Genomic DNA, 17,235 nt, shown 5'->3' with positions numbered 1-17,235 from the left:
GACCAGCTTCACCTTGGTGGGGAGATACGTCGTGCCGGAAGGCTCAGAAAGCGAGCTCCACGCCGGCCGTGAAGGTACGGCCCGGCGCGGATTCGCGACCCCAGGGGCTCGTGTCGATGCCGCGGAAGTAATAGCGACGGTCGGCGAGGTTGTTCACGGCCAGCGAGCCCTTCAGCGAGCTGCTGCCGTTGCGCATGAAGGTATGCGTGACCTGCGCGTTCCACACCGCGTAGGCGGGCAACGGTCCCACCGAGGCGATGGCGTTTTCGGTGGGCGTGTTCGCCGCGTCCGTGAAGGCCTTGCTGAAGTAGTAGCCGTTCAGCGCGAAGGTGGTCTCGCCCAGATCGTAGGACGCGCCGAGGTTGTACTGGTTACGCGAGGTGTAGGGCACGCGTTTGCCCTCGAAGGCACCCGATTGCTGCGCGGCGTCGAGGTAGGCGTAGCCCACGTCGAACTTCAGCTGGCGAAGGTTCGCGGGGCTCCATTCGAACTGGGCCTCGACGCCCTGGTGGCGGGTCTTGCCGATGTTGCCGTAGGTGCGCGTGGTGTTGTCCAGCACGATCTGCTTGTCGAAATCGATGCGATACACGTCGACGTTGAGGCGGGTGCCCTCGGTGGGGAAGTAGCGGAAGCCCGCTTCGTAATTCCAGGCCAGTTCGGAATCGAGGCTGTCGCCGAACACGATCTGGGTGACCTGCGGCGCACGCAGCGAGCGTTGCGCGTCGGCGTACACGTACCAGGTGGGCGACAGCTTGTAGCCCACGGTAAGGCCTGGCAGGCCATTGCGGATGTTGTTCTGCGTGGTCTTGCCGCTGGAGAGGTCGCGGTAGTCGGAGTCCAGGTGCTCGTAGCGGATGCCCGGGGTGACCGTGAGGCGATCGTCGAGGAAACCGATGGCGTCGCTGACGTAGGCCGCGAAGGCGCGATCCTTGAACTTCCAGTTGCGCACCAGCGTATACACGCCGTTATCGAGGCCGGTGTTGCCGACGAGGAAGTCGATGTCCTCGCGCTCGGCGCGCACGCCGGCAGTAATGGTCTGGGTGACGCTGCCGTCCACGTGCAGCGACACGCGCGGTTCGCTGCCGTACACGCTGAAACCGCGTGGCGCGCTCTGCAGGAGCTGCGGCGGCAGGTCGGAACGCCATGTCTCGGTGGAGGCGCGACGCATCCCCACGAAGAAGTTGCGCGAGCTTTCCGCGCCGAAGCTCGTCCAGTCGAACTGCGAGCGGTCGAACGGGCCCCAGCCGCCGAGATCCTGCTGGTAGGTGAGCGAGCTGCGCGTGGTGCGACCGGTGAAGCGGTCGAGCGGGCGCGTGGCCTGGCGCGGGTTGTCGCGATAGTCGGCCGGCGACAGCGCGCCGGCGAGATCGATATGGGCCACGTAACGGCCGATGTCCGCCTTGATGAGCTTGTCGTCGTCGACCCACCACTCGGTGCGCAGGCGCACGTTCTTCACGTCGGTGTCGCTGTGGTCGCGCCAGTACTGCCCTTTCTGCCAATCGGCATCCAGCTGCATGCCGAAGGTGGGCGTGAGGTAACCGCCGGTGCTGAGGCTGGTGTCCTTGAGGTAGGTGCCCTTACCGCCGGCGGTGACCTTCTCGCCGAGCGTGGTGGTCCAGGCTTCGGGGATGGCCTTGCTCACCAGGTTGATCACGCCGCCTACGTTGTTGGGGCCGTACTGCACGGCGGCGCCACCGCGCACGACGTCGATGCGATCCACCTGGTTCATGGTGACGGGGAACAGCGACAGGCTGGTCTGGCCATACGGGGCCAGCGAGAGCGGAATGCCGTCCTCGAGCACCTGCACACGTCCGCTGCGGCTCTCGTACAGGCCGCGAAGCATGATCTGGGGCAGCGCGCCGGTGCCGGTCTCGTCGAAGATCTTGATGCCGGGCACATGCTGGAGGGCGTCGTCGAGGGAGCGGTAGGCGCCGGTCGAAAGCGTCTTCGCGTCGATCACCTGGCGGCTTCCCGCGTACGTGCGCACGTCTTCGGCTTTCGATGCGCCGAGTACGTTGCCCTGCACCGTCACCGCCTGGAGGTCGCGCGGTTTGGTCGTGTCGGTGTCCTCGGCATGGGCCCGGTCGATGAAGAGGGCGCTGCCGATGGCAAGGCTGAGGCAGGAAAGTCGCAGAATCGCACGCACGGAGGGTGGGTCCTTCAGGCAGGGGTGGTTTGAACGTCGGGGACCAGCTCGCGACGCCGTTCGCGCAGCGCGCTAAGCAGCAGGCCGCGGTCCTCGCCGGCGAGCAGCCAGCGGGGACGCCGCGCGAGCCAGTGTTCGCGTTGGTGGGGCGTGCGGGGGTTGGGACAGAACGGCACGCCGGCTTCGTCGCAATGCCCGGCGATGTCGAGCACGCGTTGCCACACGTGCGGATGCAGCGGATCTGGTCCCAGGCCCATGTCGAGCGCGAGGTCGAGCGCCCCTTCCATCACGAGGCCGATACCCGGCACGGCGAGGATGCCGGGAAGGGCATCGATGCCTGCCTCGCTTTCGATCATCGGCACGATGCGGATGCCGTCGCGCGACGCGGCGATGTAGTCGGCCAGGGACACCTTGCCGAATCCCGTCACCCGCCCGCCGGTGATGCCGCGCCTGCCCAACGGTGGAAAGTGCGCGGCTTCCACGGCGTCTCGCGCCTGCTCGACGGTTTCGAGCCGGGAAATCACGATGCCTTTCGCGCCCGCGTCGAGCACGCGGCCGATCAGCTTCGCATCGACCTCGGGCACGCGCACCCAGGGTTCGCAGCCGCCGAGCTCGCAGGCGCGAATCGCATGCTGGAGGTCGCCTGGCGATAGCAACTGGTGCTCGAGATCGAGTACGACGAACCGGTAGCCAGCCGCGCCGAACATCTCGCACAGCAGAGGCGATGGCACCGAATTGAGCAGGCCGACGTGGCAATCCATGGACGAGGGGCCGGAGCTGAAGAGGTGCGCAGTATATCTAAATGACAATCGTTATCAATTGCATTTGTGTGACGCGGAGCCCATTCGCACGCCTGCTTGCCGCTCCCACGCTTGGGTGTTTGGCCTCCTACCGAAGGGGTGGGAGCGGACCGTATCCGCGAATCGTGCGAAGCGTTGCATCCGGTACATGCCGAACCCGACTTACGTCAGCGCCGCGTGGCGAAGACCCCGTCGAGTTCCGGTCGGGCGACGAAATCGGCTTTTTCCAGGCGCCTGGCGACCTCGCGAGGCACGTCGCGGCCGCTGGTGAGTTTGTTGGGACTGCCGGTGTAGTGGAACAGGCGGCCGCCGCGACGGGTCACCCGGGCCAGTTGATCGTAGAAAGCCTGGGAATACAGTTCCCCGGCGATGCCGAAGCGAGGCGGATCGTGCAGCACGGCGTCCATCGACGCGTCGGCGATGCGCCCGATGGCGTCGGAGACATCGGCATGGGTAAGCGACAGGCGCCCACCGCTCTCCGTGGCATCCGGGTCGGGAGACCATGGATTGATCGTGCGAAGCCACAGCACGTCGTCGTTCTTCTCGAACGAACGGATGCTCGCCACGCCCGCATCGAGGCAGCAGGCCGCGAAATAGCCCAGGCCGCCGCACGTATCCAGCACGGACTTGCCGCGCGGTTCGACCAGCGCCACCTTGCGCCGCGCATCGTCGAGGGGCGATTCCTTCGCGGTGGGCAGCATCTTGATGCCGTCGATCTCGAAGGTGGGAGCTCCCCATTCGGTGGGCACCAGCTTGATCAGCGAGCCGGAAAACCGCGAAACGGGTTCGTAATCCTCGCCGTCGAGGTAGTAGATCGTGCGGTCCTTGAGGCGGGAAGGGTAGGGATGATCGCGGTCACGCCATCGCCAGCCGTCCGGCGAGAGCACGGCCGCGCTTTGCGAACGCCCCAGGTCGAACGACCCCGTCCACGACGTGCTTCCGGCATCGCGGGCGGCGAGGAGGGCGGTGGCGACGTCGCGGGTGAGCAGCGGCCCGGTGTAATGAGACATGTGTAATTCCGGCAAGAACCGATCGGGCGACGTATGGCCGCCACGGCCATCGCGTCCTCGTCAGCGGTGAAAGTTGACCCGTTCGCAAGAAATTGCGTATGGTGCGCGCCCTCGTCGTGAGGCGGGTAAGTCATTGAGCGGTAATGGTTGGACGAGATCGCATCGAGCCCTTCACGGGCTTTCATGGAGAAGCATTATGAAACATCAGGAGCGCGGACTCGTCGTCGTCCACAAGCACCCCGTCTGGCGGGACAGGGCGACCAGCGTTTTCCACATGCTCGCCGGCGTCCATGGCGGCCGCAGTCGATGGGAACAGCTCTGGTGGCGCAGGACCGCGCGTGGGCGTTTCACGCTGTGCTGCATCCCGTTCCTCATCGACGACCTTGCGCTCGGCGATGAAGTGGAAACCAATGCCTGCCACATCGTTCGCCGCATCGCGCGCCGCTCCGGGCAGGTAACCTTCAGGGTGCGCATCGACGGGCGCGAACCCGGGACGCGCGACCAAGTGCTCAAGGCCAGCGAGGCGTTCGAGCCGCTGGTGGAATGGTCGGCTCCCAACCTGCTCGCCCTGAGCGTCCACGAATCGCGCGCCAGGTCACTGGGCGGCCGGCTGGCCATCCTTGCCCGGCAGAAGATGATCGAGGTCGAAACAGGCCGTATCGCCGACGGGCACCCATCGCCGGTTCAGCGATAGCATGTCCCGTTCGTGCCGGCCTTCGGCGTCGCGCAGAGTATCGCCGCGAAACCGCCATTGACCGGCACGTCGAACGCGAGCGAGCCGCCCTTCGCGACATCGAGGGACGACCGGACCACATCGCCGCGTCCTTCGCCGTCGCGCACGACGTCGGCATGCCACGGACCGCCGCCGAGCTTCGACAGGTCGGCGGTGAGCTTGCGCGCACCGCCCGCTTCGATGGCGCCGACGAACCAGCGGTCGCCGCTGCGACGTGCGAACACGGCGTCCTGTCCGGGCGTGCCGGAAAGCAGTTTCGTTTCGTCCCACACCGTGGGTACTTGCTCGAGGAAGGCCATGGCCACGGGACGCTTTTCATAGGCCTCAGGGCGATCGGCCAGGTGCGTCAGCCCCGATTCGAAGACGATGGGCAGGGCCACTTCGTGCGCGATCGAGGCTTGCTCGCGTCCCGCGTCGAAAGCCACCGGCGTGTAATCCATCGAACCCACGACGTTGCGCGTGAAGGGCTGGATGGTGTTGCCCACGACAGGCGGGTCGTTCTCCGCACCGCGAACGCCTTCCATCGTGACCAGGTGCGGCCACGTGCGCGCCAGGCCGTGCGGAATGGTGGCGCCGTGAAAATCGACCATCAGATGCAGGGCGGCCGTGTCGGCCAGCGTGGCGTCGTACCAGCGATAGCGGTCCTGCGAATCCGATTCCATGAAGTCGATCTTGACGCCCTTCACGCCCCAGGCCTTCACCTTGCGCAGCTCGGCCGTGCGCTTGGCGGCCGTGTCGAGCTTCGCCCAGTTGAACCACAGCAGGATGTCCACGTGCTTCGTGTTGGCGTACCGGACCAGTTCAGGCACCCAGGCATCGCTCCAGCCTTCGTCGACCAGCGTATAGGGCAGGTGGTGGCGGGCGGCGAAATCGACGTAGGCCTTCTGACGTTCGACGTCCGAAGGGCTTTGGTGTTCGCTCAGCCACGACCATGAGACCTTGCCGGGCTTGATCCAGGCGGTATCGGTCAAGCGCGACGGGTCGGCGAGGTCGTCGACCAGCGTGGATTCGGTCACCTTGGCCAGGTCGCCCATGATCGCGACACGCCACGGTGTGATGCCGGTGGACTGCACGCTCGAATCGGCCAGCGTGAGCGCGTACGTGCCCGAATTCCCGGCGTGTCCGAGCCGGCTGCCGTCGTAACGCCCGTCGTTGTTGGCCTCGGTCAGCAGGACATAGGTGTCGCCTAAGCGAAACAGCGACGGATAACCGTAATCGCCGGCCGGCGCGCTGGCGGCGGTCGCCTGCATGCGTTCTTTTTCGTATTCGGGACTGTAGGGCAGCAACCATGCCGGCGCATCGCCAGGGAGGGTGAAGCCGGTGGCTTCCCCGGTCACCGTCGCCGACGAGCGCCCGGGTATCTCGTATCGGAAGGCGACGCCGTCGGCCGTGCTGCGCACGACCACGTCGAGCCGTTCTCCCGACGGCTTACGCAAGGCGTAGCGCGTTTCGCGAAAGTGCGTCTCGCGCTCGAGCCGCTTGCCGGTGGGCATACGGTAATGCTCGTTCCACTCGCGCTTCGACGAGCCGCCCAAGGCGAAACCCTGCGTGAGGTCTTCGTCGGCCAGGCGCAGGCCCAGGGTGACCTCGATGGGCGCAACGCCGTCGGGTCGGATGGAGAGTACCGGTTTTCCGCCGTCGCGAAGGCTCAGCGAGGCGTCGGGCATGGCGAAGGCGGAAAAGGAAAACAGCGAGGCGGCGAGCAGAAGAAGGCTATTGCGCACGGGGATGGAATTTCCAAAGGGCCAGGCCGAGCGCGGCGGCGGACGCCGCGATCATCAGCGCGGCGTGTTCGGGACGCGGCGTGAACCAGGCGATCGAGCGCATGGCGACGATGTAAGCGAGCATCAACACCCAGCCTTGCCAGGCGATCGGGCCGAAACCGATCCCGACGCGCTTGCGGCCGAACCAGTAGGTCTTGCGATCCACTTCGTTTTCCCCTCGCGGCGGTGTTGCTTCCCGATTGTACGCCGCATCGCACGGGTTGGGGAACGACGCGCCGGGTTCCTGCGCGCGGATGAATCTCGTATCCCGGCGTTCCTGCGCATGCGGGAATCCAGCGCCTGCATTCGGTTGTCACGCGGAAGCGATTCGGCTCATGCAGACGGACGCCGAGTCAAAGTAAGCTTCCGGGCTGACGGCATGGGATGAACGCGATGGCCCCGAACAACCGCATACTCGACCTCTTCGGCATCGAACGGCCCATCGTGCAGGCACCCATGGCCGGAGCGACCACCCCTGAGATGGTCATCGCGGCGAGCGACGCCGGCGGTCTCGGCTCCTTGCCGGGGGCGGCGCTTTCGGTGGGGCAGATGACGGCGGCGCTGGAGACGATCCGCGCCGCCACGGCGAAGCCCATCAACCTCAATTTCTTCGCGCATACCGCGCCACCCGCCGATCCCGCCGCACAGATGGCGTGGCGCGCCAGGCTCGCGCCTTATTACGTCGATCGCGGGCTCGATCCCGCCGCTCCGTTGCCGTCCGGGGGCAGGGCACCGTTCGACGACGCGTACTGCGAACTCGTCGAGGCGTATCGCCCCGAAGTGGTGAGCTTCCATTTCGGTCTTCCGCACGGTGCGCTGCTCGATCGCGTGAAGCACGCGGGCGCGAAGGTGATCGCTTCGGCCACCACGGTGGCGGAAGCGCGATGGCTGGCCGAACGTGGCGTCGATGCCGTCATCGCCATGGGCTACGAAGCGGGTGGCCATCGTGGAAACTTTCTCGTCGACGATATGGCGACCCAGGTGGGCACGATGGCACTCGTGCCGCAGGTGGTCGATGCGGTGCAAGTTCCGGTGATCGCGGCCGGTGGCATCGCCGATCCGCGCGGGGTGCGCGCCGCGTTCGCGCTCGGGGCCTCGGCAGTACAGGTAGGTACCGCCTACCTGTTCACGCCCGAGGCCAGCATCACCGCATTCCACCGCGAAGCCCTGCATGCGGCGACCGACGACGGCACGGCGGTGACCAACGTCTTCACCGGCCGCCCGGCCCGCGGCATCCTCAACCGCCTCATGCGCGAGGTCGGGCCCCTGTCGGCGGTCGCACCGGCCTTTCCGACCGCGGCGGCCGCCCTCGCGCCGCTGCGCGCGGTGGCGGAAAAAGCGAACGAACCGGACTTCAGCAACATGTGGGCGGGACAAGCCGCGGCCCTCGCGAGGGACATGACCTCGGCCGAGTTGACCCGCTACCTCGGCGACGCGGCACATGGGTAGGAGCGCGCGCTTCCTCGTCCTTCCCTGTCTTTTCTTCACCGCGCCGGCCGGTGCCGCCACGCTGGTGCAGCCGCGCGTCGAGCGCATGGATGCCCCGACCTACGTGGACGTGGCACGGCCGCGTTTTTCGTGGATCGTGCGGGCATCACGCAACGGCACGGTACAGACCGGTTATCGGCTCGTGGTCGGGCAGGGCGGAAAGCCGGTCTGGGACAGTGGCGATGTGCGTTCCGGCCGGTCGTTCGACGTCGCCTACGCGGGCCCCGCGCTGCGCGCGGGCGAACGTTACGACTGGCATGTGGACGTGCATACCTCCGAAGGTGACGCCTCCGCCGCATCGCATTTCGATACGGCGCTCGATGACGCGCAATGGGCGGCCGCGCGCTGGATCGGCAAGGCCGACGCGAACGATCCCGCGGCCCCGCTGCTGAGGAAGACCTTTCATACCGAGGGCCAGGTCGCTCGCGCCATGCTCTATGTGGCCGCCGGTGGGTATGCCGACGTCACGCTCGACGGCCGCGCGGTCAGCGACGCCGTGCTCTCACCGGGCTTCACCGACTACGGCAAGCGCGTGGAGGTCGTGGCGACCGAACTGTCGCTCACCTCGGGTTCGCATACGCTGGGCGTCGAGCTCGGTCGCGGCTTCTTCGGTCTCACCAACCCGAACGTATGGCATTGGGAGCGAGCCCCCTGGCACGGTCAGCCGCGCTTCCGTGCCTTGCTGCACATCGTCTATGCGGACGGTCGCGTCGAGGACGTCGCGACGGGCCACGATTGGCAGTTGGCGAATGGTCCCACCGTGCTCGACGACCTCTACGGCGGCGAGCAGTACGACGCCCGTCGCGCGATGCCCCGCGCATGGAAGCCCGCCGCCGAACTGCCTGCGCCGGCGGGACGCCTGGTGGCGCAGATCGAGCCGCCGATCCGCATCGTATCCACGCTGGACGCGAGCGCGGTCAGCGAACCGAAGCCCGGTGTATTCGTGTTCGCCTTTCCGCGCGTCATCGCGGGATGGGCGGCGTTCGACGTCAGCGGGCCGGCGGGTCGCACCGTCGTCGCCCGTTATGGCGAAAAGCTCCTACCCGACGGCACGGTCGATGCGCGCGACGAGCATCACTACTTCAAGCAGGGCTTCCAGACGGACCGCCTGACGCTGGCCGGGGGACGCACGCTGTGGCATCCGCGTTTTTCCTACAAGGGATTTCGCTACGTGCAGCTCGAAGGCTGGCCGGGCAAGCCGCCCCTCGATGCGGTGAAAGCGCAGGTCGTGCATAGCGACGTCGCGGTCACGGGGCGATTCGACAGCAGCAACGGCCTGCTGAACTGGATCCATCGTGCCGCCGTCGACACCATGCTCAATAACCTGTACGGCATTCCCACCGACACGCCGATGTACGAGAAGAACGGCTGGACGGGCGACGGCATGCTCGGCGCCGACATGTTCCTGCGTAACTTCGACGCGAGCCGCCTGCTCGCCAAGTGGGTGCGGGACATCGCCGATGCGCGCAACACGCAAGGTGCGCCGCTGCTGATCGCGCCGAACCCTGGCTGGGGCGACGTACGCGCGCCCACCTGGCATGCCGCCTACGTGCTCGTGCCGTGGTCGCTGTGGATGTATGCGGGCGACCGTGCGCCGATCGACGAACACCTCGATGGCATCGCCCGTTATGTCTCCATGGAAGACGCCCGCTCGCCGGGCGGTATCGCCGATACCGAACTGGGCGATTGGGTGAGTCCCGAGACCGATCCGGCCGGCGAGAACGCGCCGGAGGACAAGCGCGTCGCCGCGACGGCCTACCTGTATCGCATGGAATGCGCCGTGGCCGAGATGTATCGCCTCAAGGGTGATGCCGTGGCCGCCGCGCGTTTCGACGGCATGGCGGCGAAGGTGCGAGACGCGTTCAACCGGCGTTTCCTCGATGGCGATCATTACCGGGGCGAGAACGACCGGGGATACCGGCAGGCCCATCAGCTCCTGGCGCTCGGTTTCGGACTCGTTCCGCACGCGCTTCGTGATCGCGTGGCCGCCGGTGTCGCGGCCGATGCGAAGTCCCGGGGCGATCACCTGGATACCGGTGCGCTCGCCACCAAGCTGATCCTTCCCGTGCTCACGGCCACGGGGCACGCCGACGAGGCATGGGCCATCGCCACGCAGGTCAGCTTCCCGAGCTGGGGCTTCTGGCGTGCGAACGGGGCGACGAGCCTGTGGGAACACTGGAAGCTTGCCTCGCGCTCGCGGGGTCACTATTTCCTCGGCACCGTCGACGACTGGCTGTTCGAGGACGTGGCGGGCCTGCGTCCGCTGGAGCCCGGCTGGAAACGCATCGGGGTGAAACCGGCACTGACGGCATGGCTGGACCATGCGTCCGCGGCGGTGATGACGCCTTATGGCGAGGCCTCGGTGGCTTGGCGAAAGGAAGGCCGGGTAGTGACCATCGACGTGGTGGTGCCGGTGGGAACCCAGGCGGTGGTCGGCCTGCCCGGACAGGCCGACACCGTGTTCGGAAGCGGAAGGCACACGCTTCACCTGCGGTAGGCGGCCGACGGCGACTCCTTCGCCGATACGATCGGCTCCCAGCCCCACCGAATGCTCTACCCCGTCGATAGGCAGGTCGCCGCATGCTCGCTACCGAAGGGGTGGGAGCGGACCGTGTCCGCGAATCCCGGCGAAGCGATGCGCGGCATGGCTACGTACGTCTGTTTTCTCCGTGCGAGCGATCCCCGGCTCAGCGCGACAACGCCGGATCGCTCAACGACGCCCTGCCGGTTTCCCGATGCCCCGCCAAACGGCGCAGGAAGCGCGGATCGGTATCGCAGGTGACGCTGAGGTCGTACCAGTGGTCGCTACCGAGAATGTCCCAGAGGCTTTCCATTCTCACGCCAGGCAGCAGGAGGTGGCGGCGTGGCGGTTGCCGGCCGTAGTCGTTCGACTTGACGGTGACGAAGCACGGCCGGCTGCCGTGGTTTTCCAGCACCACGCGAAGCAGTCCGGGAAGACCCGAGTGCGCGATGCTCACCTCGGGCAGCGCCATGCGATCCCGATCGGCGGAACCTGACGGCTGCGTGCCCGCGAACTGGCGCAGGAATCCGTTCGGACCGTGCACGGTAAGGTCGTAGGCGTTGCCGCTATACGAGCTCGTCCAGTAGTCGGAGAGCCGTTTCCCCGCTTCGACCGTATACGCCCACGGGCCGTCCGAGCGCGCGGCGGATGAGACGTGGAAGAACGCACCCGCCGGGCCCGTGTTGTCGAAGTCGATCCAGTAGCGGCCTTCGTCCAGATCGAGACGGCCGGTGACGTCGAGGGCGTAGGGCAAGGGGCGGGCACGACGGCGACCGCGTTCCTGCTCGGGCAACCGCTGGCCGCCCGACGGGGCGACCGGGTGGAAGGTGGCGTGGTTGCCCTGATCCGGTCGGTAGCCCGTCGTGGTGGGTAGGCGCGGGGTGTCGGCGTCGCGTTGGGAGAAGTCGAAGGCGTTGGTGAGGTCGCCGCAGATCGCGCGGCGCCACGCCGAGATGTTCGGCTCGCGCACGCCGAAACGGCGTTCGAGGAAACGGATGATCGAGGTGTGGTCGTAGGTTTCCGAGCACACCCAGCCGCCCTTGCTCCACGGCGAGACCACCATCATCGGCACGCGCACACCGAGGCCGTAGGCGCCGGTGGTGAAGCCGTGGCCGCCGGTGTAGATCTCGCCGTCGGTGCTTACCGTCGACAGGCCCTGGTCGCGCGAGGCCGGGGGATATGGCGGCACGACGTGGTCGAAGAAGCCGTCGTTCTCGTCATAGGTGATGAACAGTGCCGTCTTGCCCCATACCTCGGGATTGGCGGTTAGCGCGTCGAGTACCTGGTCGACGTACCAGGCGCCGTAGTTCGCCGGCCAGTTCGGGTGCTCGGTGTACGCCTCGGGCGCCGCGATCCACGACACCTGCGGCAGCGTGTCGGCCATCACGTCCGCACGCAGGATCTCGAACAGCGACTGGCCCGACAGGGTATTCGTGCCGGTACGCGCCTTCTCGTAGAGCGCGCTGCCGGGCTGGGCATTCCGGTAGGCGTCGAAGTAGAGCAGCGAGTTGTCGCCGTAATTGCCGATGTACGGATTGGGCGTCCAGCCCCAGGAGCCGGCGGCGTCGAGGCCGGTGCCGACGTCCTGGTAGATCTTCCACGAGACGCCCGCCTTTTCCAGCCGCTCGGGGTAGGTCGTCCAGCCATAGCCCTTCTCGGCGTTGTCGATCACCGGGCCGCCGCCCACGCCGTCGTTGCCCACGTAGCCCGTCCACATGTAGTAGCGGTTGGGATCGGTCGAGGTAAGCAGCGAGCAATGATAGGCGTCGCAGATGGTGAATGCATCGGCCAGCGCGTAGTGGAACGGAATGTCCTCGCGCGTGAGATACGCCATGGTCGTGGTGCCCTTGCTCGGCACCCAGGCGTCGTAACGGCCGGCGTTCCAGGCCGCATGCGTGTCGTTCCAGCCGTGCGGCAGGTCTTCGATGAACTGCAGGCCGAGGTCATCGGCCACGGGACGGAACGGCAGCAGCACGTCGTCGCTGCCGGGCGTACGCGGCTGGTGCCACACCGACTTGCCGCTGGCCAGGGTGAAGGGTCGCGGATCGCCGAAGCCTCGCACACCGCGCAGGCTGCCGAAGTAATGGTCGAACGAGCGGTTCTCCTGCATGAGGATCACCACGTGCTCGATATCCATGATCGTGCCGGTGCGGCGCAGCGCGGGTGCCGCCAGCGCTTTCTGGATCGACGCCGGCATCGCGCCGGCCGCCATCGCGCCGAGGGACAGTTTCAGGAAATTGCGGCGATCTTCCGAGGTCATGACTCACCCTTGTGAAGGACGCGGCGATACCCCTCACCATGGGGGTGCGCGGCGACGTCGTGGTTTTTGCCCTGCGGTGGGAGTGTCCGGAGTATCTGTGACAGCTTCATGCCGAAGGAAGCCGTTCTCGCATGGCGTGCCGGTAATGAGGCGTGCATCACACCTGTGCGGAGGCACCGCGTTCGTATACGCTTGCGTGTCGAACGAAAGGGATTTACCCATGGACAACATCACGATCCGGCCGTCCACGCCGGAGGATGGCGAGCGGCTCCTCGCCCTGTGGCTGCGCTCGGTGCGCGCTACGCACACCTTCCTGAGCGAGGCCGACATCGAGGCGCTCATTCCCGCCGTGAGGGACGGTGCCCTGGTTTTCCTCGAAGTCTGGGTACTGGAGGCCGACGGCCAGCCCATCGGCTTCATGGGCCTGGATGGCACGAAGCTGGAGGCGCTCTTCATCGATCCCCCGTATGCCGGAAAAGGCGGCGGATCGCGCCTGCTCGAGCACGCCCGCTCGCGCAAGGGCGCGCTCACGGTGGACGTGAACGAACAGAACCCGCAAGCGCTCGGCTTCTACCGCGCCAAGGGATTCACCGTAGCGGGCCGCTCGGAGACCGACGGCGAGGGCAGGCCATTTCCGCTGCTACACCTCGTCGAGGGCGTCGGGTAACGCGCTATCGCTACGCGACGTGCGGCGAGGTAGCCGGGCCTCGCCGGTAAGGATGCTCAGCGCGTTGCCGCGCGAACCCGGCAAGCGGCCGAGTGGGCCGAAGAGGGCGTCGCGGCCATGGCCGAGCCAGGTCCGGTCCGACTGGAAAAGCGGCGTCAGCCAGCGGCTGAGTCGTTGGTAGGTACGCACGTGGGCCTGGCGTTCGCGACGGTAGGCATGTAGCGCGGCATCCACCGCATCGTGTTCGCGCAAGGCTTCGGCCAGCGCCATGGCGTCGAGCAGCGCCATGTTCACGCCCTGTCCGAGCTGGGGACTCATCGCGTGGGCAGCATCGCCGATCACGACCAGGCGTCCACGGTGCGGACGCTTGAGCACCACGTCGCGATAGCGTGCCTTGTGTAGTTGCGTCGCCTCGCCGATGTCTTCCAGGTGCGGCATCAGCTTCGGCCATATCGACGCCACCGAGGCCTTGAGGCCGGTCAATGCATCATCGGCGAAGCGATCCACCTCGTCGCCGGGCAGGCTGAAGAAAAACGTCGCCCACCGGCCGTCGTGGCCGGGCCGACGTCCCACCGGCAGCATGCCGATCATCCGCCGCGTTCCCGCGTAACGTTGCAGCAGTCGGTCGGGAGCCGCCCATTCGTCGGCCCGCACGAGGCACCAGACGGCGCCCCACGGATAGACCTTGTCGCGGCGCACCTGGTCGGCCACGTGGGTCCGCAGGCTGGAATGGGCTCCATCGGCGGCTATGACGAGGTCGAACGGACCGTACTCACGGCCGGCCTCGTCGCGCAGCGTACTCGCACGCTCGTCGTGGGAGACGATGCGTATGCCGGTACGGACCGACGCCGCACCCGGATGGGCCGAGCGCAGCAGTTCGAAGAGGGCACCCCGCGTCATGCCCAGGCCGAAACAGCCGGGCCGCCTGTCACCGTATCGCATCGCCATCACGGCGCGTCCGCTCGGCGTCGTACCGTGCAGCTCGTCGATGCGCTGGCCCAGTGACAACGCGCGATCGGCCAGGCCCATGCGCGCCAGCACGCCCAGGCCCGTGGGCTGCAACAGGAATCCCGCGCCGACCGGACCGAGCACCGGGCTCTTCTCGAAAACCGTGACTTCATGCCCCTGCGCATCCAGCAGGATGGCTGTAGCCTGTCCCGCGGTTCCGTATCCTGCGATGGCGATCCTCATCGACGTCCTTGAGCGCTGCGTAGGCTGACAGCATAACAAGTGGATCAAGCAATAACGGCAACTTCATTGCAAGCCATATGGACAGGGAGTATAGCCAGCGACGATGTCCACGTTAGTCGACGTGGATCGTGCTCACGCCAGGGGAGAAGGTCGATATGAAGATCGTATTCGCGGGTCTGGTCATGCTCGTCGCCGCCGTTTCGGTCAACGCCGCCGGCCTTGGCGGTCGCGACGTCAATCACGGCTACAACAACGCGCCGGTATGCGCGGATGGGGAGCATGCCGAGTTCGTGGGCGTGGTGAACGGCAAGGCTACCTGGCGCTGCGCGCCCAACTGATCCGCATCGCTCGAGGGGACGGCCCCCTCGGCCTTGCGGAGATCCCTGAGGAAATCCATCATGCCTCCGTCGCCACGGCGAAGGTGCCGTGCACGTATTCGCTGACGTTCGTGTTCTCGATGACCGGGCCGGCCGTGCCGGGGAGCTTCGGGATCGCGTGCTTCGGGTTGGGCGTACGCTTCCTACTGATGTGGCTGATGAGCATCCCGACGATCGACACGATGAGCCAGGCCGTTGGGGGCGACGCGGACCATCTCCCAGGTATTTGGGTGATCCGTGCCTTCCCGCGCGTCCGGCTCGCGGTGAGGCGGAGACAGAACGAGATCGTGCTCGCCCGGGTGGCCGTTTGAGGCGGCTGTCGCTCGCGGGGCATCCCGGCGGATGGCCCGACGCGTTCCTGCTGGCCTTCGGCCTCCACGAGGGCGGCGCCGACGCGTTCGTCCGCCACGGTATCGCCTGTCCGCCGTCGGTGGAGCGCAGCGTGGCCAAGCGTCGCGCCGAATACCTCGCCGGCCGGCGAGTGGCGGTCGCCGCGCTGCGCGAGGCGGGCGCCGCCGTGCACGACGTGGCGATCGGTGAAAATCGCGCGCCAGCCTGGCCCACCGGGTTCACCGGCAGCATCACGCACGCGTCGGGCATGGCGGCGGCCGTCGCCATGCCCAACCGCGGAGTGCGTGGCGTGGGGATCGACATCGAAGACGTCGCGACGCAAAGCGCATTGGAGGCCATCGTGCAGTCGGTGGTGGACGACGATGAGTACCGGGAGCTGGGCGATATCGCACAACGCATCGGATGGCCGATGGCCCTGACCGTGGCCTTCTCGGCGAAGGAGAGTTTCTACAAGGCCACCGCGGCGACGGTCGGACGAATCTTCGAGTTCACGGCGTTGAAGATCGTAGGCGGCGATGAGGACAGGCTTTACGCGCGGGTGGCGGAGCCGCTGGCGTCGTCGTTACCGACGGGTATGGAAGTCGCGATGGGATACGCGGCGCTGAACGAAGCGACGGTGGTCACCAGCTTCCGGTGGTGAAGGCCGCCCTCGTCCTTACCGTTGTTCGCCGATGCCCTGCCGTTAGTTGGCTTGCCCGCGATCATCGCGAAATCCTACGATCCCCACACAGCGATGCGGAGGACTGGCGAATGCGCTCGACGTTTCTCGCGATGGCGACGATGGCTGCTTGGGTCGGGATGGCGCCGGTATCGGCGGCGCCTCCCGATGTCGAGCTCTCCCGCACGGTGAAGGAAGTCATGCGCGGCACGGGCGCCCAGGGCATCGCGGTGGCCGTGATCGACGGGGGCAAGGTCGTCGACGTGCAGGCGTACGGCAAGCGGAACGCCAAGGGCGAGCCGCTGACCACCGACACGATCATGTACGGAGCGAGCCTGACCAAGGCCGTCTTCGCGTATACGGTGATGCAGCTGGTCGACGAAAAACGCGTCGATCTGGACCGCTCGATCGCCACGTACCTGCCCAGGCCGCTTCCCGATTACGTCGGTGACGACATCGAGGACCGTTATGCCGACTACAGCGCCCTGAAAGGCGACGAGCGATGGCGGAAGCTCACCCCGCGCATCCTGCTCAGCCATCGCAGCGGCTTTGCGAACTTCGGTTTTCTCGAGCCCGACCACAAGCTCCATTTCCATTTCGATCCCGGCACCCGTTACGGCTATTCCGGCGACGGCATCATCCTGATGCAGTTCGTTCTCGAAAAGGGCCTGGGCCTCGACGTCGGCGACGAGATGCGCAAACGTGTGTTCGCCCCGCTGGGCATGAAGCGCACCTCCATGGTGTGGCGTGCCGACTTCGCCGGCAACCTCGCCGATGGATGGACCCTCGATGGCAAGACCGAACCCCATGACGAGCGTTCGAAGACCCGGGCGGCCGGTTCCATGGACACGACCATCGCCGACATGGCGCGCTTCGCGGCGGCCATGGTGCGAGGACAGGGGCTGAGTGCGGCATCCCGCGCCGAGATGGTCCGTTCGCAGGCACCGATCACCACGAAGTCGCAGTTCCCGACCCTCCAGCCGGACTTGCCCGTCGCCGATCGCGTGCCCGGCCTGGGCGCGGGTATCGGCGTGGTCCATTTCGAGGGACCGCAGGGCCCGGGGTTCTTCAAGACCGGTCACAACGATTCGACAGGAAACGTATGGGTGTGCGTCGAGCGTGGCCAACGCTGCGTGGTCGTGTTGAGCAACGACGTGCGTGCGGAGGCGGGGTTTCCCCGCATCGTCCACGCCGTGCTGGGCGAGGCGGGCGTCCCTTGGGCGTGGGAGTACGGCGACCTGAAATTCCTGCCCCTGCGATGACGAGTGCC

At 66.9% G+C, this 17,235-nt stretch carries 16 protein-coding genes; 8 read left to right on the top strand and 8 right to left on the bottom strand.

The window, feature by feature from the left end:
* Positions 1-43 precede the first annotated feature (43 nt).
* From JNG39_RS07040 to JNG39_RS07030, 3 genes are all read right to left on the bottom strand, one after another.
* Positions 44-2,089, bottom strand: coding sequence for a TonB-dependent receptor family protein (locus JNG39_RS07040; RefSeq protein ID WP_368310816.1), 2,046 nt, complete (start codon positions 2,087-2,089; stop codon positions 44-46).
* 71 nt (positions 2,090-2,160) lie between these two features.
* Positions 2,161-2,907 (bottom strand): HpcH/HpaI aldolase/citrate lyase family protein, encoded by a 747-nt coding sequence (locus JNG39_RS07035; RefSeq protein WP_368310441.1) that lies wholly within the window; start codon positions 2,905-2,907, stop codon positions 2,161-2,163.
* Positions 2,908-3,113: 206 nt separating this feature from the next.
* Complete coding sequence (locus tag JNG39_RS07030; protein ID WP_368310440.1) at positions 3,114-3,956, bottom strand: SAM-dependent methyltransferase; 843 nt, start codon at positions 3,954-3,956, stop codon at positions 3,114-3,116.
* Between the two features lie 196 nt (positions 3,957-4,152).
* On the opposite strand from JNG39_RS07030, the gene JNG39_RS07025 reads away from it, so the two are divergent.
* On the top strand, positions 4,153-4,650 hold the full coding sequence (locus JNG39_RS07025; protein ID WP_368310439.1) for a DUF4265 domain-containing protein: 498 nt from the start codon (positions 4,153-4,155) through the stop codon (positions 4,648-4,650).
* On the opposite strand, the gene JNG39_RS07020 is transcribed toward JNG39_RS07025, so the two are convergent.
* Positions 4,641-6,413 carry a glycoside hydrolase family 97 catalytic domain-containing protein gene (locus JNG39_RS07020; protein ID WP_368310438.1) on the bottom strand — a complete coding sequence of 591 codons (1,773 nt, stop codon included), beginning with the start codon at positions 6,411-6,413 and terminating at the stop codon, positions 4,641-4,643. The genes JNG39_RS07025 and JNG39_RS07020 overlap by 10 nt on opposite strands.
* Positions 6,403-6,618, bottom strand: a complete 216-nt coding sequence (locus tag JNG39_RS07015; protein ID WP_368310437.1) for a hypothetical protein — start codon at positions 6,616-6,618, stop codon at positions 6,403-6,405. The genes JNG39_RS07020 and JNG39_RS07015 overlap by 11 nt, the downstream gene beginning before the upstream one ends.
* 227 nt (positions 6,619-6,845) lie before the next feature.
* Here JNG39_RS07015 and JNG39_RS07010 point away from each other — a divergent pair, with 227 nt between their 5' ends.
* Both JNG39_RS07010 and JNG39_RS07005 read left to right on the top strand, forming a co-directional pair.
* A complete protein-coding gene (locus JNG39_RS07010; protein ID WP_368310436.1) occupies positions 6,846-7,901 on the top strand; it encodes an NAD(P)H-dependent flavin oxidoreductase in 1,056 nt (351 codons plus the stop codon).
* Positions 7,894-10,437: a family 78 glycoside hydrolase catalytic domain gene (locus JNG39_RS07005; RefSeq protein ID WP_368310435.1), complete on the top strand. Its 2,544-nt coding sequence runs from the start codon at positions 7,894-7,896 to the stop codon at positions 10,435-10,437. The genes JNG39_RS07010 and JNG39_RS07005 overlap by 8 nt, the downstream gene beginning before the upstream one ends.
* Positions 10,438-10,627: 190 nt before the next feature.
* Here JNG39_RS07005 and JNG39_RS07000 read toward each other — a convergent pair whose 3' ends face one another.
* Positions 10,628-12,721, bottom strand: a complete 2,094-nt coding sequence (locus JNG39_RS07000; RefSeq protein ID WP_368310434.1) for a phosphocholine-specific phospholipase C — start codon at positions 12,719-12,721, stop codon at positions 10,628-10,630.
* Between the two features lie 220 nt (positions 12,722-12,941).
* Here JNG39_RS07000 and JNG39_RS06995 point away from each other — a divergent pair, with 220 nt between their 5' ends.
* Positions 12,942-13,388: an acetyltransferase gene (locus tag JNG39_RS06995; protein WP_368310433.1), complete on the top strand. Its 447-nt coding sequence runs from the start codon at positions 12,942-12,944 to the stop codon at positions 13,386-13,388.
* Here JNG39_RS06995 and JNG39_RS06990 read toward each other — a convergent pair.
* Positions 13,362-14,579 carry an FAD-dependent oxidoreductase gene (locus JNG39_RS06990; RefSeq protein ID WP_368310432.1) on the bottom strand — a complete coding sequence of 406 codons (1,218 nt, stop codon included), beginning with the start codon at positions 14,577-14,579 and terminating at the stop codon, positions 13,362-13,364. The genes JNG39_RS06995 and JNG39_RS06990 overlap by 27 nt on opposite strands.
* A 155-nt stretch (positions 14,580-14,734) precedes the next feature.
* On the opposite strand from JNG39_RS06990, the gene JNG39_RS06985 reads away from it, so the two are divergent.
* Entirely contained in the window at positions 14,735-14,917 is a 183-nt protein-coding gene (locus JNG39_RS06985) for a hypothetical protein (RefSeq protein WP_368310431.1), read from the top strand.
* A 58-nt stretch (positions 14,918-14,975) separates the two neighbouring features.
* Here the strand turns inward: JNG39_RS06985 and JNG39_RS06980 are convergent, their stop codons facing one another.
* A complete protein-coding gene (locus tag JNG39_RS06980; RefSeq protein ID WP_368310430.1) occupies positions 14,976-15,122 on the bottom strand; it encodes a hypothetical protein in 147 nt (48 codons plus the stop codon).
* On the opposite strand from JNG39_RS06980, the gene JNG39_RS06975 reads away from it, so the two are divergent.
* The 3 genes from JNG39_RS06975 (at position 15,115) to JNG39_RS06965 (ending at position 17,227) form a co-directional block, all read left to right on the top strand.
* Positions 15,115-15,267 carry a hypothetical protein gene (locus JNG39_RS06975; RefSeq protein ID WP_368310429.1) on the top strand — a complete coding sequence of 51 codons (153 nt, stop codon included), beginning with the start codon at positions 15,115-15,117 and terminating at the stop codon, positions 15,265-15,267. The two genes, JNG39_RS06980 and JNG39_RS06975, sit on opposite strands and share 8 nt — an antisense overlap.
* A complete protein-coding gene (locus tag JNG39_RS06970) occupies positions 15,264-15,947 on the top strand; it encodes a 4'-phosphopantetheinyl transferase (RefSeq protein WP_368310428.1) in 684 nt (227 codons plus the stop codon). Before JNG39_RS06975 ends, JNG39_RS06970 begins: the two co-directional genes overlap by 4 nt.
* A 158-nt stretch (positions 15,948-16,105) precedes the next feature.
* Positions 16,106-17,227: a serine hydrolase domain-containing protein gene (locus tag JNG39_RS06965; protein ID WP_368310815.1), complete on the top strand. Its 1,122-nt coding sequence runs from the start codon at positions 16,106-16,108 to the stop codon at positions 17,225-17,227.
* Positions 17,228-17,235: the final 8 nt, after the last annotated feature.

The organism is Luteibacter sp. CQ10, from assembly GCF_040900725.1.
Classification (GTDB): Bacteria; Pseudomonadota; Gammaproteobacteria; order Xanthomonadales; family Rhodanobacteraceae; genus Luteibacter.
This window is presented reverse-complemented; position numbering and strand designations above follow the sequence as displayed.